25 protein-coding genes are annotated in these 20,507 nt (G+C 66.9%); 16 read left to right on the top strand and 9 right to left on the bottom strand.

Features of this window, described 5'->3' with window-relative positions; genetic code table 11:
- Positions 1-112 precede the first annotated feature (112 nt).
- The 6 genes from MET2598_RS0108695 to MET2598_RS38835 all read left to right on the top strand — a co-directional run bounded on the left by MET2598_RS0108695 (position 113) and on the right by MET2598_RS38835 (position 5,013).
- On the top strand, positions 113-1,333 hold the full coding sequence (locus MET2598_RS0108695) for a tyrosine-type recombinase/integrase (RefSeq protein ID WP_036270315.1): 1,221 nt from the start codon (positions 113-115) through the stop codon (positions 1,331-1,333).
- 3 nt (positions 1,334-1,336) lie between these two features.
- Positions 1,337-2,095 (top strand): hypothetical protein, encoded by a 759-nt coding sequence (locus MET2598_RS40850; RefSeq protein ID WP_157182106.1) that lies wholly within the window; start codon positions 1,337-1,339, stop codon positions 2,093-2,095.
- Positions 2,096-2,163: 68 nt separating this feature from the next.
- Entirely contained in the window at positions 2,164-2,340 is a 177-nt protein-coding gene (locus tag MET2598_RS38840; RefSeq protein ID WP_018260558.1) for a helix-turn-helix domain-containing protein, read from the top strand.
- A 14-nt stretch (positions 2,341-2,354) separates the two neighbouring features.
- Positions 2,355-3,395, top strand: a complete 1,041-nt coding sequence (locus tag MET2598_RS36165; protein WP_018260557.1) for an AAA family ATPase — start codon at positions 2,355-2,357, stop codon at positions 3,393-3,395.
- A 107-nt stretch (positions 3,396-3,502) separates the two neighbouring features.
- Positions 3,503-3,757, top strand: coding sequence for a hypothetical protein (locus tag MET2598_RS0108680; RefSeq protein WP_018260556.1), 255 nt, complete (start codon positions 3,503-3,505; stop codon positions 3,755-3,757).
- 1,001 nt (positions 3,758-4,758) lie between these two features.
- Positions 4,759-5,013 (top strand): hypothetical protein, encoded by a 255-nt coding sequence (locus tag MET2598_RS38835; protein ID WP_084673795.1) that lies wholly within the window; start codon positions 4,759-4,761, stop codon positions 5,011-5,013.
- A gap of 80 nt (positions 5,014-5,093) precedes the next feature.
- Here MET2598_RS38835 and MET2598_RS0108675 read toward each other — a convergent pair whose 3' ends face one another.
- The 6 genes from MET2598_RS0108675 to MET2598_RS0108650 all read right to left on the bottom strand — a co-directional run bounded on the left by MET2598_RS0108675 (position 5,094) and on the right by MET2598_RS0108650 (position 8,910).
- Positions 5,094-5,348 (bottom strand): hypothetical protein, encoded by a 255-nt coding sequence (locus MET2598_RS0108675; protein ID WP_018260555.1) that lies wholly within the window; start codon positions 5,346-5,348, stop codon positions 5,094-5,096.
- A 183-nt stretch (positions 5,349-5,531) separates the two neighbouring features.
- Positions 5,532-6,266 (bottom strand): aquaporin Z, encoded by a 735-nt coding sequence (gene aqpZ / locus MET2598_RS0108670; protein ID WP_026190603.1) that lies wholly within the window; start codon positions 6,264-6,266, stop codon positions 5,532-5,534.
- 82 nt (positions 6,267-6,348) lie between these two features.
- Positions 6,349-6,777 carry a hypothetical protein gene (locus tag MET2598_RS0108665; RefSeq protein WP_026190602.1) on the bottom strand — a complete coding sequence of 143 codons (429 nt, stop codon included), beginning with the start codon at positions 6,775-6,777 and terminating at the stop codon, positions 6,349-6,351.
- A gap of 52 nt (positions 6,778-6,829) precedes the next feature.
- Entirely contained in the window at positions 6,830-7,933 is a 1,104-nt protein-coding gene (locus MET2598_RS0108660; protein WP_084673794.1) for an AraC family transcriptional regulator, read from the bottom strand.
- Positions 7,934-8,283: 350 nt separating this feature from the next.
- Positions 8,284-8,565: a hypothetical protein gene (locus MET2598_RS0108655; protein ID WP_018260551.1), complete on the bottom strand. Its 282-nt coding sequence runs from the start codon at positions 8,563-8,565 to the stop codon at positions 8,284-8,286.
- Between the two features lie 75 nt (positions 8,566-8,640).
- The gene (locus MET2598_RS0108650; RefSeq protein ID WP_018260550.1) at positions 8,641-8,910 is read right to left on the bottom strand and encodes a hypothetical protein; all 270 of its coding nucleotides are present in this window, start codon (positions 8,908-8,910) and stop codon (positions 8,641-8,643) included.
- Positions 8,911-9,825: 915 nt separating this feature from the next.
- Here MET2598_RS0108650 and MET2598_RS0108645 point away from each other — a divergent pair.
- Positions 9,826-10,257, top strand: a complete 432-nt coding sequence (locus MET2598_RS0108645) for a universal stress protein (protein ID WP_018260549.1) — start codon at positions 9,826-9,828, stop codon at positions 10,255-10,257.
- On the opposite strand, the gene MET2598_RS42675 is transcribed toward MET2598_RS0108645, so the two are convergent.
- Entirely contained in the window at positions 10,243-10,398 is a 156-nt protein-coding gene (locus tag MET2598_RS42675) for a hypothetical protein (RefSeq protein ID WP_236728689.1), read from the bottom strand. The genes MET2598_RS0108645 and MET2598_RS42675 overlap by 15 nt on opposite strands.
- A gap of 551 nt (positions 10,399-10,949) precedes the next feature.
- Between MET2598_RS42675 and MET2598_RS0108640 the strand changes: the two genes are divergently transcribed.
- The 4 genes from MET2598_RS0108640 (at position 10,950) to MET2598_RS0108625 (ending at position 13,299) form a co-directional block, all read left to right on the top strand.
- Positions 10,950-11,405: a hypothetical protein gene (locus tag MET2598_RS0108640; protein WP_018260548.1), complete on the top strand. Its 456-nt coding sequence runs from the start codon at positions 10,950-10,952 to the stop codon at positions 11,403-11,405.
- Between the two features lie 95 nt (positions 11,406-11,500).
- The gene (locus MET2598_RS0108635; protein ID WP_018260547.1) at positions 11,501-11,926 is read left to right on the top strand and encodes a hypothetical protein; all 426 of its coding nucleotides are present in this window, start codon (positions 11,501-11,503) and stop codon (positions 11,924-11,926) included.
- Positions 11,927-12,005: 79 nt separating this feature from the next.
- Positions 12,006-12,653, top strand: a complete 648-nt coding sequence (locus MET2598_RS0108630; protein WP_026190601.1) for a CoA transferase subunit A — start codon at positions 12,006-12,008, stop codon at positions 12,651-12,653.
- 4 nt (positions 12,654-12,657) lie between these two features.
- Positions 12,658-13,299, top strand: a complete 642-nt coding sequence (locus tag MET2598_RS0108625) for a 3-oxoacid CoA-transferase subunit B (RefSeq protein WP_018260545.1) — start codon at positions 12,658-12,660, stop codon at positions 13,297-13,299.
- A gap of 200 nt (positions 13,300-13,499) precedes the next feature.
- Here MET2598_RS0108625 and MET2598_RS42095 read toward each other — a convergent pair whose 3' ends face one another.
- Together MET2598_RS42095 and MET2598_RS38820 are read right to left on the bottom strand one after the other, a co-directional pair.
- On the bottom strand, positions 13,500-13,703 hold the full coding sequence (locus MET2598_RS42095) for a hypothetical protein (RefSeq protein ID WP_026190600.1): 204 nt from the start codon (positions 13,701-13,703) through the stop codon (positions 13,500-13,502).
- A gap of 312 nt (positions 13,704-14,015) precedes the next feature.
- A complete protein-coding gene (locus MET2598_RS38820) occupies positions 14,016-14,234 on the bottom strand; it encodes a hypothetical protein (protein WP_018260544.1) in 219 nt (72 codons plus the stop codon).
- 298 nt (positions 14,235-14,532) lie between these two features.
- Here MET2598_RS38820 and MET2598_RS0108610 point away from each other — a divergent pair, with 298 nt between their 5' ends.
- From MET2598_RS0108610 to fabI, 5 genes are read left to right on the top strand one after another with little or no spacing between them, the layout of a single operon-like run.
- Positions 14,533-15,507 (top strand): phosphate acetyltransferase, encoded by a 975-nt coding sequence (locus MET2598_RS0108610; protein ID WP_018260543.1) that lies wholly within the window; start codon positions 14,533-14,535, stop codon positions 15,505-15,507.
- A gap of 2 nt (positions 15,508-15,509) precedes the next feature.
- A complete protein-coding gene (locus MET2598_RS0108605) occupies positions 15,510-16,712 on the top strand; it encodes an acetate/propionate family kinase (RefSeq protein WP_018260542.1) in 1,203 nt (400 codons plus the stop codon).
- 19 nt (positions 16,713-16,731) lie between these two features.
- Positions 16,732-17,223 (top strand): hypothetical protein, encoded by a 492-nt coding sequence (locus MET2598_RS0108600; RefSeq protein ID WP_018260541.1) that lies wholly within the window; start codon positions 16,732-16,734, stop codon positions 17,221-17,223.
- Positions 17,224-17,248: 25 nt separating this feature from the next.
- Positions 17,249-19,630, top strand: coding sequence for a DUF3141 domain-containing protein (locus MET2598_RS0108595; RefSeq protein WP_018260540.1), 2,382 nt, complete (start codon positions 17,249-17,251; stop codon positions 19,628-19,630).
- 55 nt (positions 19,631-19,685) lie between these two features.
- A complete protein-coding gene (fabI, locus tag MET2598_RS0108590; RefSeq protein WP_018260539.1) occupies positions 19,686-20,468 on the top strand; it encodes an enoyl-ACP reductase FabI in 783 nt (260 codons plus the stop codon).
- The last annotated feature ends 39 nt before the right edge of the window (positions 20,469-20,507 follow it).

Here is a 20,507-nt window from a genome sequence, read left to right as displayed (position 1 = left end):
AGCGTTGAAAGTCAACGTGATATGGCGTGAACCTTCTTCCCACGTCCACCGTTGTCCGCCAAAATCCGGCATCTCTGTTAGGGCCCGTGTTGGGGCCGGCCCGAGGAGTGCAATGCCGCGCACCACGAACCGCCTATCCGCCCGAACCGTCTCGACCCTCACGAAGCCTGGCCGTCATGCCGATGGTGGAGGCTTGTACCTGTCTATCTCGTCCGATGGCTCGCGCCGACGTTGGGTCTACCTGTTCCGCTGGCGTGAGCCCGGCCAGACGGGCGCCGGCAAGCTGCGCGAGATGGGTCTGGGCAGCGCCAGTACCGTAAACCTCGCCCGTGCCCGCGAACTGGCTACCGCCGCCCGTGTGCACGTCGCGAACGGCGTGAACCCGCTTGCCGTGCGTGACGTGGTACCCGAGAAGCGGATGCCTACCTTCAGCGAGATGGCTGAGGAGGTGGTCAGCTCCCTTGAGACTGGCTGGAAGAACCCTAAGCACCGAGATCAGTGGCGCATGACCCTAACGCGCTACTGCGAGCCGATCGGGAGCGTTCCGGTCGATCAGGTCACGACCGAGCAGGTTTTGGCCATCCTGAAGCCGCTCTGGCCCAAGGTGCCGGAGACAGCCTCTCGCCTGCGCGGTCGGATCGAGAAGGTGCTGGACGCGGCTCGGGCCAAGGGGCACCGGACAGCCGAAAACCCGGCTCGTTGGCGCGGTCACCTCGATCACCTACTGCCCCGCCGCCAGAAGCTGACCCGCGGCCACCACAAGGCCCTCCCCTACCAGGAGGTGCCGGCTCTCATTGCGCGTCTGCATCAAAGCGGATCGATCAGTGCACTGTGCCTGGAGTTCGCGATCCTGACTGCGGCTCGCAGCGGCGAAGCCATGGGTGCGCACTGGAGCGAGATTGATCTCGATCGGGGCGTTTGGACAGTGCCAAAGGAGCGAATGAAGGCCGGACGCGAACACCGGGTACCCCTGTCCGGCCGTGCCCGCGAGATCCTGGCCGGGCTCCGGGAGGTGAGCCAGGGCGAACTCGTCTTCCCCGGCAACAAACCCGGGCGACCACTGTCGACCATGGCCTTGGAGATGCTACTGCGCCGGATGATAGTGGACGCCACGGTGCACGGATTCCGCTCGGCGTTCCGAGACTGGGCAGCTGAGCAGACGAGTGTGCCACGCGAAGTCGCCGAAGTCGCGCTTGCGCACACCAATAAAGATAAGGTTGAAGCCGCCTATTTTCGGACGGATTTGTTCGAGAAAAGACGATCCCTGATGGAGGAGTGGTCGGATTTTTGTACCAGATCGTTATGTCCATTGTCTGCGCATCTGATGGAGTAATAGATGGACGACGAATGTAGCAGCGACGATTTTTTCTACAATGCATACGAGGAGCGTTTCCGTAACCCGATATGGACGTTAGAACAACTACTCGCCTGGATCGTGTCTAAGGACCCGACGACTGTTGGCAGTCTCTCGGCGGAGAGCCTACAGGAGATTTCTCACGAAGATGCATGGCAGAAGCTCCATGATGATTATTTTCTGATCTCTTACGCGCTTAAACGCATTGCTTTCATGTCTGAGGCAAGCATTGCAGCTGAACTTGCAGTTGCTCGTCGCCAAGCCATGCAAGAACTGCAAGGAGGACGCCTTATCGCTACTTGGAAAATTCCGAGGCAAGCGCGCGCAGAGATCGCTCGGTATCACTGGATGGACCATGACATGGAGCGAAATGCATGGGGATTTTTGGATGTTGCGGGGGGCGATCTAATCGATGGCAGTGATGTGAGGGTCGAAAAGGATAATGTTCTGAAGATCTGGCCAGAAGCATTGTTGGGCCGCGCTCTGGTCAAGGAGGAAGAAAAAGTAGCCATTCAACTCTTGGCAAAGCTGATGAAGGAGTCGCCAGACACGCCCACCAAGACTAAGGAGGAGGCACTCGACTGGGTCAGGTCCCAGGCTCCGTCGCTTGGAACGCGAGCGGGAGATCGTGCCTGGGCGCGCGCTATTGAACTGGCGGGGGCTACCGCATGGGCCGAGGGCGGGCGCAGACCGTCATCGAATCGAAACAGGACACCCACGAAATCGCGACGGTGGTCTTAATCCGGCGGCTCAGGCCATCTCTCGTGCATTGACCGGGGCCCACCCGGCGAGTGCACATGAGGTGATCCATGAACGAGGTTTTGAGCTACAGCATCGCGGATGCGGTCAAGGTAAGCGGGGTCGGGCGCAGCTTCCTGTATGAGCAGATCAAAGCCGGCAAGCTGAAGGCACGCAAGCTCGGCCGCCGCACGCTGATCATGGCGGCGGACCTGCAGAGCTGGCTGGCCGCCCTCCCCACGATCTAGGCGGGAGCACAGTCATGCTCGATTTCGCCCAGACATCCCCGATTGAAACAGCCGAGGTCAACGAGTCCACGGCGGATGCAGAGGTTGGCCCCGTCCAGGTGCGCCCGAGACTCGGTCGTCTTAACGCCACCGCGTTGCTAGCCAAGAAGCTGCCGACGATCGAGCACATCGTGCCCGGCTACATCCAGCCAGGCTTGTCGATCGTCGCTGGAAAGCCGAAGACCGGTAAGTCGTGGCTCTCACTGGGCTTGGCCGTTGCGGTTGCCACCGGCGGGCTGGCGCTCGGCAACGTGCCGGTGAAGCAGGGTAGCGTCCTCTATCTGGCCCTGGAGGACAACGAGCGCCGCCTGCAGCAGCGCCTGCGCCAGATCCTGCAGGACCAAGAGGTCGTCCTGGATGAACTGTACCTCGAGACGGAGTGCCCGCGCCTGGATGCAGGCGGCGCAGAAGCAATCCGTGAATGGGTCGACGCGACCGTAAACGCGCGAATGGTCATCGTCGATGTGTTCACAAAGATCCGGCCTGAGCGCAGCACCAGCGACACAGGCTATGAGGCGGATTACAGGGCGCTGGTCCCGCTGAAGCAGCTCGCAGACGAGACTGGCATCGCAGTAGTCGTGGTCCACCACACGCGAAAAATGGCCGCGGAAGATCCGTTCGAGACTGTGTCTGGCACAAATGGAATCACAGGCGCGGCCGACACGATCCTGATCCTCGATCGGGGCAGCCAGGGCACGACGCTCTACGCCCGCGGGCGTGACATCGAGGAGATCGAGACCGCCCTGCTGTTCGACAAGCAGACGGGTACCTGGTTAGCGCAAGGACCAGCTGCCGAAGTCCGCCGCAGCGACGAGCGGCAGGCAATCTTGGCCGCCCTGGCCAAAGGGGACGGGCCGATGTCACCGACAGAGCTGAGCGTCAAACTTGACGTGCCCAACGCAAACATCCGGCAGCTGCTCCAAAGGATGATGTCCTCAGGCGAGGTCAGCAAGTGCGGGCGCGGCCTGTACGTCCTCAACGACAGTGGTGATGAGGAGGTGACCACGGAAGTATAAGAACTCGAACCATCGTAGAGCTAAGACACTGAGCGGTCTGAGCGATTGTGATCTTGTGATCGTTTTGACCGCCCTTCACTCCTCACCAACAGGGAACACGCACAGAAATGACCCGCTTCTTACCCATCGCAACCGCCCTAGGCGAAGCCGCTGCCCTCCACGGCCGCCATCCCACGGCTGCCCAGTTCGCCGAAATCGAGGCAGCCTTGCGGGCACGAATCGTCATCGACTTCGAAACTGGAGCCGCCGGCATCTGCTACGACGACGGCTACGTCATTGACCCCGCCGCCTACGTCGCCCACCAAATGTCGTATCCGGACATCGAAATCCGATCGACACCGGGCGCCACGCCCGATTTCTGAAGACCCACAACTTAGAACCCGACGCCGCACGGCAGCTCGCCGCTGACTGCGCCCAGTCGGCCAGCCTTAAGCTGGCCGGCTCGGCTGCCACGAGGCACCTGGAACACGCTGATCAAGCGCGTTCCTCTCCCGGCCGCATAGCTGACGACGGCCCCGCCGTTATTCCGACGTCAGATGGAATTGTTTCCCTCGCCGCCGATATGGTCGCCTCACCTCTGGCGATGGCTGCACGGTCCCCGGCAGGTCTGCGTTAGGACAGCCCTCCCTAACGTAAATTGGCCTTTTGTGCATCGCTGGTGTGCCCCAGTCACGCGAGGCCACCCCCATATCCAAATAAAAAATTGGTCTCTTTTTGTAGGGTGCATCACCGTGAGCGCGCAAGCAGAAGAGCCTGGACCTCCTCCAGCCGAGTAGCTCGCCTCATCCTCAGCTCCTTTCTCAGAACGGTCACGAAGTCGCCGCCGGTTCAGGTCTTCGCCGCAGGCGGCGATCACATCGATCACACGATCACAACCGCTCTCCAGCTGCGCTCTCGAAAAGTGGCAACGAGGGAGTGCCATTTGGTTGGGTTGAGTGGCCGCGTGTGGGTCGCTGTGATCATGTGATCGATGTGATTGCCCCTCGTCGTCCGGCTTCCAGCACTCGCCCGGGCGCGAGGGGTAGCCGCCTCGTGCTGTCTTGCCCGGCATTCAAGGCGTATGCTGCCGCTCTGCGCCACTTCCAGAACTTCGCTCCAAGCCGCCGGAACGGCCGCTCAACATCCGAGAACGGCCATTCGAAATCGGTGATAGCGCCTCCGGCACTGACTCAGACTCGCACAGGATCGCCGCCGGAAACTGCCCGACAGCGCTCGCGTCAAAATAGAGGCCGCTGCTCTGGGCTTTGTCGGAGTGTGACAGAGCACCCCAGCTTGGCATGATGATGATCTACGATCGTCTTGTCGCACCGCCGCTATGGCGGAGCAAAAAAGATAAACGCCAGAATGTGGCGGGTGAGGGGCCATGACCGTCAAGTTAATCGCCGTCAGCATTGGGCTGTCCGTCCTGGCGCTGGCCTCTCCAGCGGTGTCGCTGGATCTGGGTACGCTGGCGGAGCAAAAAGCCTGCACGCCAGACGCGATCAGCCTCTGCGGCAAGCACATCCCGTTTCCGGGACGGGTGAAGGCGTGTCTCCTGAGCAAGAGGGAAAGCCTGAGGCCGGCGTGTCGTTCGGCGATCGCGGCCTATGAGGCAAGGACCGCAGCGCCCCGCCAATGAGCCGAGGACCGCAGCGCCCTACAAACGTCGGCGCAAGCCTTCCTCGCGAGGCAGGATCTCCGCTCTGCGATGAGCAGCTATCAGTGATGCACCGGCCCTTCCGATTTGGCCGTGCCCAGGACGCAGAGCGCGAGGCCGAGCACGCCCACCAACGTCCCGATCACAGAATGATGGACATACGAGTAGTAGTAGCCTGTGCAGCCGATCAGGACGCCGGTCGAGGTCAGCAGAAGGCCCTTGCGGAGTGAGGGCTTGGTCGCGTCCGGCGAGAATGCGGCGGATGAGGACGCATCGGTCGACGGCGCGGCCGCTGCGGATGCGAGGCTCTGATCCATGCTGGCCTCCGTGTGATCAGCGGCTCTTAATCTAGAGGAAGCTGCAACAGCATTCCCTCGTCTCATCGCGGCCGTCAGAACCGGCACAGCCATTCCATGCTTGCTGCTTCTGCGTGCACTGCTTGATCAGACGAGACAATCTGAACGGAATGCCAGCGCGGATCTGGCCGCGCCGGCGTCCCATCAGATCGTGCGCGTTGCTGGATTGACGCCGGTGACTTGGGCGGAGGGCTCCTCACTGAGCCAGCGGTAGAGCACGCCGCCGAGCGCCCCGCCCGCGAGCGGCGCGACCCAGAACAGCCAGAGCTGCGCCAGCGCCCAGCCGCCCGCGAACAGGGCCGGCCCGGTGCTGCGCGCCGGGTTGACCGACAGGTTGTCGATCGGGATGCCGACGAGGTGGATCAGCGTCAGGCACAGGCCGATGGCGATGGGGGCAAAGCCCGCGGGCGCCTTGCCGTGGGTCGCCCCCATGATCACGAACAGGAACATCATGGTGAGCACGACCTCGGCGAGGAGCGCCGAGATCACGCCGTAGTGACCGGGCGAGTGCTCGCCGTAGCCGTTGGCCGCGAAGCCCTTCGCGAGGTCGAAATCCGGGGACCCGCTCGCGATCGCGTAGAGGAGGGCCGCCGCCACCACCGCGCCCGCGACCTGGGCGCCGATATACGGCCCGATGTCTTTCGAGGGGAACCGGCCTCCTGCCGCGAGCCCAATCGTGACGGCCGGGTTGAGGTGGCAGCCCGAGATGTGCCCGATGGCGTAGGCCATGGTGAGCACGGTGAGCCCGAAGGCAAGCGAGACGCCTAGCAGCCCGATCCCGACCTGCGGGAAGCCCGCCGCGATCACCGCGCTGCCGCAGCCCGCGAAGGTGAGCCAGAAGGTGCCGATCCCCTCAGCCACACATTTGCGAAGTATCATGGCCGTCTCCCTGTGCTGATGGCCGGACGAGGAGGACTTCGCCGCCTCAAGATCCGCCCGTCTGGTGGCTCATTTCTGCTCACTACCGCGAGCAGCGCTGATACTCGACCCCGGTGGGGTCTTGATCGCCGTAGTAGCGCTTCAGCATCCGGTTCGGTGACACCGCCATGAATACCCTGACCTCGTTGGCCGCGACGGCGTTCGCGCAGTCCAGCATGAGAAGCTGGCGCTCGCCGGCCGGTTTGACTGACGCGATCCGACATGATGCCCCCGGCGTCCTCAGGCGATTGCCGGTGACGATGAAGGCAGGGGCGAAGAGGTCTAGCGGCTTCTTGAACGACGCTCTCTTCCCTACCGACGAGTAGACCTCGGCACAGTCGCGCCCGCTCAACACCCACGCGCCTTGATAGCCCGAGAGGCCGGCCTCTGCCGCCCTTGCGTTGGGCACTGCGATCGAGGTTCCCAGGCTCAGACCGAGTCCAATGGCACGGACAAAGCTTGCGCGTCTCACGGCGGCGTTCCCCTAGAGCCTACGTTGTCGGCGTGGAACTGCTTCACGGTCGTCAACTGGCTCGCTGTTCCTTCCGCCACGTGCTCGGCGTGGTGCCGGTCCAGCGCCGAAACGCGTGCGTGAACGCGGCTGGCTCCGAGAACTCCAGGGCGGCCGAGATCTCCGTCAAGCTCATCGTGGTGTCGGCCAGCAACTGCTTGGCCATTCCGAGCCGCGTCTGGTTCGCGATGGACCGGAACGTCGTCCCCTCAGCCTTCAGGCGGCGGGCCAGCGTGCGCTGAGCGATCGCCAGCCCCTGCGCGACGTGGATCTTACTGGTCCGCTGCTGAGTCGCTGTCGAGCGCACAAGCCGCTGAACTTCAGCAGTCATGTCGGACGGGATGACGGCCTCAAGCTGCCGGATGCGCCGCTCCGCCGCGATGCGAATGAGCGGGTTGGCGCCCTCGATCGGCCGCCTCAGGACCCGGGCCGGAAACACCAGCGCGGCGATCTCCTGCGAGAACCGGACCGGAGCGCGGAAGAAGCGCGTGTAGGGCGTGGTATCCTTCGGCTCCAGCCGCGGCAGCAGCACCTCCTCCGGGCTCCAGTGCGGGCTGCACAGCGACCGCAGCACGCTGGTCAGCGCCGCAATCGCTCTTTCGCAGTGGAGGGCTACCCCCTCTGTGTCGGGCTCATACGGTACATAGCTTACTATCACGATGCTGCCTTTGATCGACACCTCGATCACGGCGCCGCGGTTCAGGAGGTCGTGGTGCGTCTGCACAGCCTGCAGTGCGTCGCCGACCGTCTCCGAGTGGCGCATCAGCGTCCCGAGCAGACCAAGTGAGGCAAGAGTGGTGCGCTGACCGACGAGGAGGCCGAAGTGGGCGCACCGCGTCTGTTCACCGGCCCAAGCGATTAAGCGCCCTAATGACGAGAACGAGATCGCTTCGATGCTGTCGAAGACCTGTGTATCGATGTCTACCTTCTCAAGCACGTCTCTATAGTCGATATTCAACTCGGTCAAAACATCGCAGATCGACTTTACGACGGAATTATGAAATAAATCAGCGTTTATTCCCTGAAGATAGACCGAATTTTCATCGTACTTAGGATTTTTGCATCCTACACCTGATCCGCCGTTCCGATCACCGCCAGACGACGCTTCGTAAGTCATGGCTGTGCCTCTAGCGTTTCTGAGTCATACAAAGGAAACTAATTGCAATTCAAGGATTTAGCAATAAGGGAAAATAGCAATGATTTAATCTATCAGGCGATAGAATATATTAACGTACGTTAATCAGCTTAGTTGTGCGCGAGTTATTTGAGCCTTCTGAGCGTGGTCTCGACCCGCTACTTGGCAATACCGGCCCCAAGAAGCCAAACTTCCTCACCTCGCGCCAGAGACGAACAGCGCTGAGCGGCGGGCAGCCGTCAGTTCGGCACTCGGCACTCATTGCTCGTGGGCGGCGGGATCGTCTGGCCTTCCTCGCCATTCGTGACGGGACTTGTGGAGTCCGACCCCTCCTACGCCGCGATCGCGTCCGTGTACCGGGCGGGACGGGCCAGCAGGATCGCCGTCCGGACTGCCATGCGCATCTGAGCCTCGGACGAGTCCCTCGCTGCCAAGACCGCGCGGGCGTGAGGATTAGCCTCCATGACCGCGCAGACATCGATGACGAGGCCGTCTGCAAGCTGGCGCGGGCCGGGCGTAGGGTCGTTCAGGTAGTCCGTCACGGCCGCGTCGAGCTGTTCGTCGGTGATGCGCTTGAGCTTGTAGAGGTTCTCGATGGTCGGAGTGGCAGCCATGATCGTCGGCTAGAACGGGCAGCTGGCGCGGAGGTTTCAGAGCGCCGCGCTCAGCGCTGTAGACAGCGGACCGAACTACCCGGGCCTCGCCAGCAGGATCGCGGTCCGCACAGCCATGCGCATCTGCGCCTCGGAGGCATCCGGATCCGCCAGTACCTTGCGGGCGTAAGGGCTGGCCAGCAGGATCGCGCAGACGTCGATAGCGATGCCCTCCGCGATCGTGCGCGTACCGGGCGTCGGATCGTTCAGGTAGTCCGTCACGGCTGCGTCGAGCCACTCGTCTGTGATCTCACCGGCGCGGAGGCGTTCCTCGATGGTGGGTGTCTTGGGCATCGTGAGCCCCATGGCTCGCACATCGAAGGGATGCGGGCCGGGCTTCTCTGGGGGAGCATGGCTCAGCTCGCCGCTCGCTGCCGGCTTCAGGGACCCGGAGCAAGCGCACACAGTCTAGTGCAGTCTAGCAGCCCGCCTCAGAGGCCCAGCCGGAGGCATTTGAATTAGGCCTCAACTCGCGCCCGCCGCGCGGCCCGCCGGACTGCTTCCAAGGACTTTTAGGAGGGGACGTTTCGCGTTCCATACACGCCCTTACGCATCCGGCGCACCCTCGCGCAGGACCCAGTCGGGCAAAGGAAGGCGGCCCAAAGTGCGAATCGGCCCGCCCTCATGCGCGAGATCGAGCCAGCAGCTAGTAACTGTGGCGGCGGTGAACACGCCGGGCCGTCCTTCGAGCCGACCGATGCGCAACTCCGACCCTAGTCACTGCCTTGATGACCAATCCGTCGCACGCCTCAGATGCCGCAACTCCGGCCCAAGAACTGCTGAGCGGGGTTGCCTTTGCGCCGCTCCCTAGTCCAAGTACGAGTGCCACGGCGACAGACAACCCCGCAAGTCCCAGATAACGCATCGTCATCTCCCTTGCCTCATCGCGACCCGAATGAGCACTGCCGTCCCACTATTAGCGTTTTTTGTGTACGCCGCTTGATCCAGTGAGACACGGCCATTGTTCCAGCCCGCCCGCTCTCACTGCGGCGGGCTCTTCTCTTGAGACGCATCCCTCGTCCCATGTCCGGGCTTGTGCGAACGGGCGGAGCTGTCCGCCCTCATCGAGGCTACAAAGGCCCTCCTAGAGCCTCAGAACCGGCCCAGGAAGCTCAGCCCTACAACTCAGAAGGCCCTACTGCTATAAACCGAATCGGGCCCTACGGGTCGGCCCCGAACGACCACGCGGGCGTGCCTCGCGGACTGCTGGGAGAGATCCCGATGTACCAGCACATTCTTGTCCCTACCGACGGGACGTCGATTTCCGCCTCGGCCGTCAAGAACGCCGTGTCGCTCGCCAAGGCTGTCGGGGCAAAGGTGACGGTGCTCACGGTAGTTGCGCGGTTCCCGGCAGTGCCTTTGGGGGCCTCGAACCCATACGTGGATGAGTTCACGCGACATGCCCATGCCGACGCCGATCGTAGTCTCACCGAGGCCGAGCAGGAAGCCAAGCGGGTCGGTGTCGCTTGCGAGGTCGTGAAAGTCGAACACCGGCAACCGTTTGAGGCCATTATCGAAACCGCCGAAGCCCGCGGCTGTGACCTCATCGCCATGGCCTCGCATGGCCGTCGTGGCTTTTCCGCCCTCGTCATCGGCAGCGAGACTATGAAGGTTCTCACGCATTCCAAACTGCCGGTTTTAATCTGCCGCTGATCGTCCACGACCCATCAAAGGCTGCCAGGCCTTCTCCACATCGTGGATCACGCTCGCGAGGTAGAATTTGATCCGGCGCACCGCCTGGGCATGGCTCCCCAAAATGGTGAGAGCGATGGTGCCGCCGACGTTGGTGGGCAAGGCGGATGAGTTCCTCGGCCTTGCTGGCAGCGATCCGTTCGGTCGCCGCGCGCAGGATCGTGCCCGAGAGTCCAATCGTGATCCTGATCTCGAACGCTGCCACCTCGGTCATGATCGGATCGGTGCCCCACCGACTCGATATCGGTCGTCGATGACCCCAGCCTCGATACTGTTCGGGCAGGGCTGCTAGTGCAGTGACGCCTTCAAAACGTACATAGCTCAGCGCGATTTCTCGTGCGTTTGCAGGCAATTAGCGGACGCGCACATGGTGTGTTCGTCGGCGTCTGTGCACTAGGCACGGCGGCGCTCGTCCGTTTGGTCGGCCTCTACAGAATAAATTCGCACACACGAGCGCAAATCGAGGTCGTTTCCCCGTGCAATAGACATGATCCAGCCGCGCACGACGTGCACTGTCCTGTCCGATCAAGCGCCGCGGAGCGGCGAACACTATCGTCCAAACTGAGCTGCTGGAAGGCCGTCACGGGCTTGTTCAGGCACGATCGCTCGTGGGCGCCGCGCCGGCCAATCTTACACGTCAGGGAGACGACGTCATGAAGCGCTTCATCATCGCAGTCTCCGCCATTGCCGCCCTGATCCTGACCAGCGTCGCCGCCGAGGCGCGCGGCTTCCGCGGCGGCGGTGGCGGCTTCCGCGGCGGCGGCTTCCACGGCGGAGGGTTCCGGGGGGCCGGGTTCCGCGGCGGAGGATTCCGGGGCGGCGGCTTCCACGGCGCACGGGTCGCGGGCGTGCGCGGGGGCTATCGTGGCGGCTACCGCGGCGGCTACGCCTACCGGGGCGGCTACGGCCGCTATGGCCGCTACGGCTACGGCCGGTACGGGCGCTACGGCTACGGTGCCTACGGCTATCGCTACCGGCCCTACGGCTATGGGCTGGCGGCCGGGGCCGTGGGCGCGGCGGCGGCCGCGGGCTACTACGGGTCCACCTATGGCGGCTGCGGTCCCTACCGCTACTGGGACTCCTATGCCGGCGTGTGCCGTCCGTACTGAGCGCGGCCGCAGCGACGACGCGATCTCCCCCAACGGGACGCCATAACGGCGGGGCCCCGACGACACCATCCCCGGACGCACGCGGAGCCTCCCTCATGCGCACCACGATCGCCGCGCTGCTCCTCGCCGCCGCGGGGTTGGCCTCGCCGTCAGCCCTGGCGCAGTCGGGCGGATACGCGCCGGAGCCGAACCTCCTCGTGCACGGGAACTATTGCGGCCTGGGCAACCGGGCGCCGCTGCCGCCGGTCGATGCGCTCGATGCGGCCTGCGCCCGCCACGACGCCTGCACGCCCACGGGCGGGCTGCCGTCCCGCCGCTGCAACCTGCGCCTGTTCCGGGAGGCGGACCTGATCTCGCGCGATCCGCGCCAGCCCGACGACGTGCGGGCCACGGCCGGCTTCATCGCCTTCGGCGCCTCGGTGCTGCCCTTCGACCCCGCGCCCCGGCCCGTGCTGGTCGGGGTTCCGGCGTGGACCGACCCCTATGCCGGCCGGCGCGTGCGCGCCGTGTACGTCTACTAGCACGTGTCGCCGGTCCGCGTGCGGCCGCGATCGCCGCCGGGACCGAACGACCCGTCGTCAGCATCCGATGATCCTCGCCATGCGGATCCTGTCACTCGCCGATGCCGTTGCCCAGATCCCCGACGGGGCCAGCCTGATGGTCGGCGGCTTCATGGGCGTCGGGACGCCCGAGCCGCTCATCGACGAACTCGTGCGGCAACACCGGCGGGATCTCACCGTCATCGCCAACGACACCGCCATGCCAGGTCGGGGCATCGGCAAGCTCGTCACGGCCGGGGCGCTGCGCAAGGCGGTCGTCAGCCATATCGGTCTCAACCCGGAGACCCAGGCGCAGATGCTCGCGCGGACGCTGGAGGTCGATCTCGTGCCGCAGGGCACGTTGGCCGAGCGCATCCGCGCGGGCGGGTGCGGCCTGGGCGGCGTCCTCACCCCGACCGGAATCGGGACCCTCGCCGAGGCGGGCAAGCGGCGGATCACGGTCGAGGACCGCGAGTACCTGCTCGAACCAGCCCTGCGCGCCGGGTTCGCGCTGATCCAGGCCTTCCTGTGCGATTACCTCGGCAACCTCACCTACGCGCTGACCGCGCGCAACTTCAATCCCCTGATGGCGATGGCGGCCGACACGGTGATCGTGTGCGCCGAGCACATCGTCCCGACCGGCGTCATTGCGCCCGACCACGTCGTCACGCCGGCGCCGCTGGTCGATCACGTCATCGCATGCGGGTGAGCCGATGGAACCGCAGGTCGTCATCGCCACGCGCATCGCCCGCGAACTCCGCGACGGGATGCTGGTGAATCTCGGGATCGGCATCCCGACGCTGGTCGCCAACCACGTCCCGCCCGGGATGACCGTCTTCTTTCAGTCCGAGAACGGCCTGATCGGCACCGGGCCGGTGCCGGAGCCCGGCATGGCCCTGCGCTGGCTGACCGATGCGGGCGGCAAGGCCGTGACGGCGCTGCCGGGCGCCTCCACCTTCGACAGCGCGACCTCCTTCGCGCTCATCCGCGGCGGGCACCTCGACCTCACGGTGCTCGGCGGCCTGCAGGTCGATCAGACGGGGCGGCTCGCCAACTGGATGGTGCCGGGCCGGATGGTCCCCGGCATGGGCGGGGCGATGGACCTCGTGACCGGGGCCAAGCGGGTTATCGTGGCGATGCAGCACACCGCCAAGGGCCGGCCGAAGGTGGTGCGGGACTGCACGCTGCCGCTCACGGCCGAGCGCCGCATCGACCTCCTGGTGACGGAGCTCGCGGTGATTGCCTTTCCGGACGGTCGCGCCACGCTCATTGAGACGGCACCGGGCGTGAGACTCGACGAGGTGCGCGCCGCCACGGATGCCGACCTCGCGATCGCTCTGGCCGAAGGAGCGTGACAGTCGGTCGCCATCGTCCCCGCTAGCCGCCTCCCGTAACGACAGCAGCTTCGCGACGTGAACCGTACCGCCTTCCGGTCGCAGCCGCACCGACGTCACGCAGCGCTCAAACAGCGCCAGCATCGCGGCATTGTCGGACATCACCTCGGCGGTGAACTCCGCGAGGCCCTGCTCGCGCGCGAGGGCGATGAGGTCGCGCATCAGCGCGGCGCCGGGGTCGCAGTCCTGCCACGCATCCGCGACGCGAAGGCCAATTCGGCGGTGTCCGGCGCCGGCACGATGAAGCGGCCGCTGCCGACGATCGCCGGTGCGTCGCCCTTCTGCGCCTCCGCCACCAGGGCGACGTGCACGAGGAAATCGACGCTGACGAAGTAGCCGGTCTCCCACTCGCTGAAGGCGCGCATGGGCGCGACGAATCGGAGGGCGCGGGCGCGGTCCGACCCGCGCGATGGCGGCGAGCAGGCCCTCCCGGTCGTCCGGAAGCAGCGCCCAAACAACGAGGGCGCGCCCGTGGCGCACGCGCTCCGCGGCGGCGTAGCGCAAGACCGGGACCGCGGCGGCCTGCTCTGTCATCAAGGCCCTCGTCTCTCAGAGTGGCGGCAGCGCATGGACGGCCTCGGCCGTGCCGGTCATGGTCAAGACGCTGCCCTCCTCGCGCGGGGTCGGCGCCGGCGCACCGACCTCGCCACTGCCGGCCCGACGACCGCGAGCAGCGTCTAGCCGTTTTGCGCCGCCCGCACGTGGCGCACGCGCCCGACCACGTGCTCGTGGTGGGCGTGGAGCCAGCGCCCATGCAGCGTCGGGATCAGCGAGGCAGCGGCCATCGGCACAGCCAAATCGGCACGGTCGGTCAATTGGGTCCCCTCGGACTGTGCGCAGATCCCGCTCGCGGCGAGCAGCAACAGCCCGGCTGCGTCATGCTTCGGGCTCACCATCGCGCGTCCCGTGATCGTGAGCCACGGCCCAACCCCGGACCGCGCCCATCCTTGTCCGCTCCGGCCCTGGCAGTTTGATCCAGATCAACGTTGCGCTGCAAAAACCCCGATCGCGGTGTCACGTTCGATCAAGCGGGGGTCGACGCCGTCCGTGAGATTAGCGCGCAAGACACCGCTGCGAGGCACGGTGGCGGGGCAGAGCGAACGGGCCCTCTGCTCGGGTCCTTTAGCGCGTGCTCCGGGCCGCTCGCCGATCCGTCGACGCCGCCCCGAGACGGGCTGAGCAGGAGAGTGCATCGTGGCGAGTTCGACGACGCAGGAGGCGCCGGCCCGGCATCGCCGGCACGAGAAGTACGAGCGCCTGGTCGCGGCCGCGCAGGCGCTGCCCCGGCTCAAGGTCGCGGTCGTGCACCCGTGCGACGAGGCCTCCCTCGGCGCGGCGCTGGAGGCGGCGGATCTCGGGCTGATCGAGCCGATCCTGGTCGGTCCCCGGCCGAAGCTCCTGGCGGCGGCCTCGGCGCTCGGCAAGGACCTGGCGGAATTCCGCGTCGTCGAGGCCGCCCACAGCCACGATTCGGCCGCCCGCGCGGTGGCGCTGGTGACCGCCGGCGAGGCCGAGGCGCTGATGAAGGGCAGCCTCCATACCGACGAGCTGATGGCGGCGGTGGTGCGGCGCGACGGCGGGCTGCGGACCGCCCGCCGCCTCAGCCACTGCTTCGTGATGGACGTGCCAAGCCACGACGAGCCGCTCATCGTCACGGACGCGGCCATCAACATCGCGCCCTCCCTGGAGGAGAAGCGCGACATCGTCCAGAACGCCATAGACCTCGCGCACGCCTTCGGGATCGAGACCGTGCGGGTCGCGGTCGTCTCGGCGATGGAGACGGTCAACCCGAAGGTCCCCTCGACGATCGAGGCCGCCGCGCTCTGCAAGATGGCGGATCGCGGCCAGATCACCGGCGCGGTCCTCGACGGGCCGCTCGCCCTCGACAACGCCATCGACCTCGGGGCGGCGGCGATCAAGAAGATCCGCTCGCCGGTCGCGGGCCGCGCCAACGTGCTCGTCGTGCCGGATCTCGAGGCCGGCAACATGCTGGCCAAGAGCCTGACCTTCCTGGCGGATGCGGACGCGGCCGGCATCGTGCTCGGCGCCCGGGTGCCCGTCATCCTGACGAGCCGCGCGGATTCCCGCCTGACCCGGCTCGCCTCCTGCGCGGTGGCCTCGCTCTTCTCCGCCGCGCAACGTGCGGCCAAGCCCTTACCCGAGGTCTGACGATGATCCCGGCCTTCCTGGTGCTCAATGCCGGCTCGTCGAGCCTGAAGTTCCAGGTCTTCGAGCCTGGGCCGGACGGCGCCCCCCGCCGGCTCTACCGCGGCCTGTTCGAGGGGCTCGGCGACGCGCCCCACCTCGTGGTGCGCGACAATACCGGCGCGGTGGTGGCCGACGAGCGCCTCGACAGCGGCGGCTTCGGTCACGAGGAGGCCCTGCTCCACGTCGCCGATTGGCTGATGGCCCACCGCAGCGGGCACCGGCTGGCGGCGGTCGGGCACCGGGTCGTGCATGGCGGCATGGCGCATGCGGGTCCGGTGCGGATCGACGACGCGGTGCTGGCGGCGCTGGAGCGCCTCGTACCGCTCGCACCCCTGCACCAGCCGCACAACCTGGAGCCGATCCGCATCCTGCGCCGGCAATTCCCAGACCTGCCGCAGGTCGCCTGCTTCGACACCGCCTTCCACCGCGGCCAGCCCGAGATCGCGCAACTCTTCGCCCTGCCGGTCGAGGTCGCCGACCTGGGCGTGCGCCGCTACGGCTTCCACGGCCTGTCCTACGCCTTCATCGCCGATCATCTCGCCGCGACCGATCCCGCCCTCGCGCAGGGCCGGGTGGTAGTGGCCCATCTGGGGAACGGCGCGAGCCTGTGCGCCCTCGACGGCGGGCGCAGCGTCGCCACCACGATGGGCTTCTCGGCCCTCGACGGCCTGCCGATGGGGACGCGCTGCGGCAGCCTCGATGCGGCCGTGGTGTTCTTCCTGCTGCGGGAGATGCGGCTGACCCCCGAGGCGGCCGAGCGCATGCTCTACACCCGCTCGGGGCTCCTCGGCGTCTCGGGCCTGTCGAACGACATGCGCACCTTGCGCGCCCGCGCGGCCGAGGATCCCCGCGCGCGGACCGCCATCGACCTCTTCGTCTACCGCATCGGGCGCGAACTCGGGTCCCTCGTCGCGGCGCTCGGCGGCATCGACGGTTTCGTCTTCACCGGGGGCATCGGCGAGAACGACGCCGCCACCCGGGCCGAGGTCTTGCGGGGCGCCGCCTGGGCGGGGTTCCGCCTCGACGAGGGCGCGAACGAAGCCGGCGGTCCGCAGATCACCCGCGGCCCCGGCCCCCAGGCCTTCGTCATCCCCACCGACGAGGAAGCCATGATCGCGCGGGGCATGCGCGAGGTGCTCGACGAGGCGCCCCTGCCGGCGCTGTGACACGAAGCGGGAGGCCATGATGGACACCCAGACGACGACCGTCACGCTCGCGAGCGAGCCCTTCATGTCGGCGGACGACCTCGCCGCCTACTCGGCCCGGATGCGGGCCGCCAAGGCCCTCAAGGAGCTGGAAGGGCAGGACCGCGCCGCCCTGGCGCGCGAGGAACTCGTCAAGCAACTCTCCGTGCCGATCCCGGTCACGCCCGAGAAGCTGCACGAGATCACCCAGCGGCTCCTCGACAAGCTGCGCATCGCCGCCGAGCAGGGCCAGAAGGAACTGCTGGTGATGCGCTTCCCGAACCTGATGTGCACCGACAAGGGCCGGGCCATCAACAATGCCGAAGCCGGCTGGGCCGAGACGCTGACGGGCCGGCCGCGCCAGGCCTACGAGTTCTGGCGCGACCGCCTGCACCCCGCCGGCTACGGCCTCAAGGCGATGATCGTCGACTGGCCGGACGGCATGCCGGGCGATGTCGGCTTCTTCCTCACCTGGGAGTCCACGCGCCACTGAGCGCCACCGCGACAGGACATGCGTCATGGCAGAAACCGGACGACCCGCGATTCCCCAAGGCCCCGCCCGACACCTCGCCCAAGGACCCGCCCAAGGCCCCGTCCAAGGACCCACTCAAGGCGCCGCGACGGCCGGCGGGCTGCCCCCGCTGCTCCCGCTCCAGGCCCGCATCGGCGAGGTCTACCGGGACCGCTGCGCCGCGGCGCTCGAGACCTACCTCGACGCCACGCGGGAGGCGAACCGCGCCTGGTTCGACGCCTTCAAGCCCGTGACGCCGGCGCAGGCCCTCGGCGACACCCTCACCTACTGGACCGACTTCGCCCAGCGCTCGCTCCTGTTCTGGGACACGCTCCGGCAGCGCGGCAACAACTGGCTCGCGCACGAGGCGGCCGGCAAGCCGCCGCTCCTCGCCTTCGACTGGGAGATGGTCGCCGATGCCCGCCGCTATCCGCGGCCGGTGAACTACGCCCTCGCGCGCATCCGGCCGCCGCCGCACCTGCGCACGGATGCCGAGAAGCGCCCCTACGTCATCATCGATCCGCGGGCCGGGCACGGGCCGGGCATCGGCGGATTCAAGCCCGATTCCGAGATCGGCGTGGCCCTGCGCGCCGGGCACCCGGTCTACGCGGTGATCTTCTTCGCCGAGCCGGTCCCGGGCCAGACGCTGGCCGACGTGGCGCAGGCCGAGGCCGCCTTCCTGCGCCTCGTGCGCGAGCGCCACCCGACGCGCGGCAAGCCCGTCATCGTCGGCAATTGCCAGGGCGGCTGGGCCGCGATGCTGGTGGGGGCGCTCGACCCCGAGGCCGCCGGCCCCATCGTGGTGAACGGGGCGCCGATGTCCTACTGGGCCGGCAACGACGCCGAGAACCCGATGCGCTACGCGGGCGGGATGCTCGGCGGGTCGTGGACGGCGCTCTTCGCCAGCGACCTCGGCGGCGGCGTCTTCGATGGCGCCCACCTCGTCGACAACTTCGAGTACCTGAACCCGGCCAACACGAATTTCGGCAAGTCCTACAACCTCTTTTCCAAGATCGACACCGAACAGGCGCGCTACCTCGAATTCGAGCGCTGGTGGGGCGGCTACTTCCTGATGAACCGGGAGGAGATCCGCTGGATCGTCGACAACCTGTTCGTCGGCAACCGGCTGGCGAACGGCGGCGCCGAGTGGGCCGAGGGCAAGGCCTTCGACCTCAAGGCGATCCGCTCGCCGATCATCCTGTTCGCCTCGCTCGGCGACAACATCACGCCGCCCCAGCAGGCCTTCAACTGGGTGGCCGACCTCTACCCGACGACGGAGGATCTCAAGGCGAACGGGCAGGTCATCGTCGGGCTGATGCACGAGAGCGTCGGGCATCTCGGCATCTTCGTCTCGGCGAGCGTCGCGCGCCGCGAGCACGCCCAGATCGTCGATCTCCTCGACTATATCGAGCACCTGCCGCCCGGCCTCTACGGCATGAAGGTCGAGGAGGAGCGCGTCGACGGGACGGTGCGCTACGACGTGGTGCTGCGCGAGTTGCAGGTCGAGGACCTGCAGACACTGCAGAAGTACGCCCGCAAGGACGAGGTGCCGTTCGCGGCGGTGAACCGGGTCTCGGAGTTGAACGCCGCCGCCTACGAGACCTTCGTGCATCCGGTGGTGAGCGCGCTCGTGCCGCAGGAGGTCGGGGCGCTGTCGCGGGCGCTGCATCCCCTGCGGGCCCGGCGCTGGGCGCTCTCCGACCTCAATCCGGCGCTCGCCTCCCTCGGCCCTTGCGCGGATCTCGTGAAGGCGCACCGGGTCCACCGGGACGACACGGGCGCCTGGGCCACGGCGGAGCGCCGGGCGGCGGCCGGGATCATGGCCGGGTGGGACCTCTACCGGCAGATGCGCGACGCCGCGGTCGAGAACCTGTTCTTCTCGGTCTACGCGACGATGAGCGTGGTCGCGCCGCGCGAGGAGGAGAAGGCGGCCGCCGCTCTCCCCGCCGAGGCGGCGCCGGCCCTCCATGACGCCATGAGCCGGATCGCGGAGGGCGGCTTCACCGAGGCGGCCGTGCGGGCCGGCCTGCTCGTCTCCCGCCTCGGCCGCAGGGAGCGGCGGCTGTCCACCTTCAAGCGCATCCGCGAACTCGTCGGCCGCGAGGTCGGCCTGCTCGACATGCCGGCGAGCGCCGCGGCCCAGGTGGTGCGCCAGCAATCGACCCTCGTCGAGCACGCCCCCGACAGCGCGATGGCCTCCCTGCCGGACCTCGTGCGGACGGCGGAGGAGCGCCGTCGCCTCCTCGCCGTCCTCGATCGCCTGATGGACCAGATCGACCTGGAGCCGGAGCAGCGGGCGATGATGCCGCGGTTCCGCGATCTCCTCGGGACGGCACCTGAGCCCGTCCCGGCGCCCGAACCCGCCCCCCGCCAGCGCAAGGCCGGCTGAGTTCGCCATCCGGCCGGGGCGCGAGCCGGCCGAGCCCGTTCCGGAGACGAGAGTCATGACGCAGATCCCTAACGGCAACGCCCTCGCCGGCAAGCGTGCCCTCGTGCTCGGCGTCGCCAACGCGCACTCGATCGCCTATGGCTGCGCCCGGGTGTTCCGGCGGCTCGGGGCGGAGATCGCCCTCACCTACCTCAACGAGAAGGCCAAGCCCTACGTCGAGCCGCTGGCGCGCGAACTCAACGCGCCGATCTTCGTGCCCTGCGACGTGCAGCGGGAGGGCGATCTCGAGGCGGTGTTCCGCCAGATCGCCGAGACCTGGGGCCGCCTCGACATCGCACTCCACTCCATCGCCTTCGCGCCGAAGGAGGATCTGCAGGGCCGGCTCGTCGACAGTTCTGGCGAGGGCTTCGGCATCGCTATGGACGTGTCCTGCCACTCCTTCATCCGCATGGCGCGCCTGGCCGCCCCGCTGATGACGGAGGGCGGCACGCTGCTCACCATGAGCTACCACGGCGCCAGCAAGGTCGTGCCGAACTACAACCTGATGGGGCCGGTCAAGGCGGCGCTGGAGAGCGCGGTGCGCTACCTCGCCTACGAACTCGGCGACCGCGACATCCGCGTCCATGCCGTGTCGCCCGGCCCCCTCAAGACCCGGGCGGCCTCGGGCCTGAAGGATTTCGACCTCCTGCTCAACGAGGCGGTGGCGCGCGCGCCCATCGGCGAACTCGTCGACATCGATGATGTCGGCCTCACCGCCGCCTACCTGACGACGCCCTTCGCCGCGCGCCTCACCGGCATGACGGTCTACGTCGACGGGGGCCTGAGCATCATGGCGTGAGCGGCGTCATGGCCGGACTCATCGCCGATCTCCAACGTC

The organism is Methylobacterium sp. WSM2598, assembly GCF_000379105.1.
GTDB lineage: Bacteria > Pseudomonadota > Alphaproteobacteria > Rhizobiales > Beijerinckiaceae > Methylobacterium.
The sequence above is the reverse complement of the archived record's forward strand: the minus strand, read 5'-3'. Positions and strand labels throughout refer to the sequence as shown.

Excerpts from the sequence above, each read along its gene's own strand:
- MET2598_RS0108605 (WP_018260542.1), top strand. The coding sequence starts at position 15,510 with ATGATCCCGGCCTTCCTGGTGCTCAATGCCGGCTCGTCGAGCCTGAAG.
- MET2598_RS42095 (WP_026190600.1), bottom strand. The coding sequence starts at position 13,703 with ATGCGCGCCTTCAGCGAGTGGGAGACCGGCTACTTCGTCAGCGTCGAT.
- MET2598_RS36165 (WP_018260557.1), top strand. The coding sequence starts at position 2,355 with ATGCTCGATTTCGCCCAGACATCCCCGATTGAAACAGCCGAGGTCAAC.
- MET2598_RS0108600 (WP_018260541.1), top strand. The coding sequence starts at position 16,732 with ATGGACACCCAGACGACGACCGTCACGCTCGCGAGCGAGCCCTTCATG.
- MET2598_RS0108625 (WP_018260545.1), top strand. The coding sequence starts at position 12,658 with ATGGAACCGCAGGTCGTCATCGCCACGCGCATCGCCCGCGAACTCCGC.
- MET2598_RS40850 (WP_157182106.1), top strand. The coding sequence starts at position 1,337 with ATGGACGACGAATGTAGCAGCGACGATTTTTTCTACAATGCATACGAG.
- aqpZ (WP_026190603.1), bottom strand. The coding sequence starts at position 6,266 with ATGATACTTCGCAAATGTGTGGCTGAGGGGATCGGCACCTTCTGGCTC.
- fabI (WP_018260539.1), top strand. The coding sequence starts at position 19,686 with ATGACGCAGATCCCTAACGGCAACGCCCTCGCCGGCAAGCGTGCCCTC.
- MET2598_RS0108645 (WP_018260549.1), top strand. The coding sequence starts at position 9,826 with ATGTACCAGCACATTCTTGTCCCTACCGACGGGACGTCGATTTCCGCC.
- MET2598_RS0108680 (WP_018260556.1), top strand. The coding sequence starts at position 3,503 with ATGACCCGCTTCTTACCCATCGCAACCGCCCTAGGCGAAGCCGCTGCC.
- MET2598_RS0108675 (WP_018260555.1), bottom strand. The coding sequence starts at position 5,348 with ATGGATCAGAGCCTCGCATCCGCAGCGGCCGCGCCGTCGACCGATGCG.
- MET2598_RS38820 (WP_018260544.1), bottom strand. The coding sequence starts at position 14,234 with ATGGTGAGCCCGAAGCATGACGCAGCCGGGCTGTTGCTGCTCGCCGCG.
- MET2598_RS0108660 (WP_084673794.1), bottom strand. The coding sequence starts at position 7,933 with ATGACTTACGAAGCGTCGTCTGGCGGTGATCGGAACGGCGGATCAGGT.
- MET2598_RS38840 (WP_018260558.1), top strand. The coding sequence starts at position 2,164 with ATGAACGAGGTTTTGAGCTACAGCATCGCGGATGCGGTCAAGGTAAGC.
- MET2598_RS0108595 (WP_018260540.1), top strand. The coding sequence starts at position 17,249 with ATGGCAGAAACCGGACGACCCGCGATTCCCCAAGGCCCCGCCCGACAC.
- MET2598_RS38835 (WP_084673795.1), top strand. The coding sequence starts at position 4,759 with ATGACCGTCAAGTTAATCGCCGTCAGCATTGGGCTGTCCGTCCTGGCG.
- MET2598_RS0108640 (WP_018260548.1), top strand. The coding sequence starts at position 10,950 with ATGAAGCGCTTCATCATCGCAGTCTCCGCCATTGCCGCCCTGATCCTG.
- MET2598_RS0108630 (WP_026190601.1), top strand. The coding sequence starts at position 12,006 with ATGCGGATCCTGTCACTCGCCGATGCCGTTGCCCAGATCCCCGACGGG.
- MET2598_RS0108650 (WP_018260550.1), bottom strand. The coding sequence starts at position 8,910 with ATGGGGCTCACGATGCCCAAGACACCCACCATCGAGGAACGCCTCCGC.
- MET2598_RS0108635 (WP_018260547.1), top strand. The coding sequence starts at position 11,501 with ATGCGCACCACGATCGCCGCGCTGCTCCTCGCCGCCGCGGGGTTGGCC.
- MET2598_RS0108695 (WP_036270315.1), top strand. The coding sequence starts at position 113 with ATGCCGCGCACCACGAACCGCCTATCCGCCCGAACCGTCTCGACCCTC.
- MET2598_RS0108655 (WP_018260551.1), bottom strand. The coding sequence starts at position 8,565 with ATGGCTGCCACTCCGACCATCGAGAACCTCTACAAGCTCAAGCGCATC.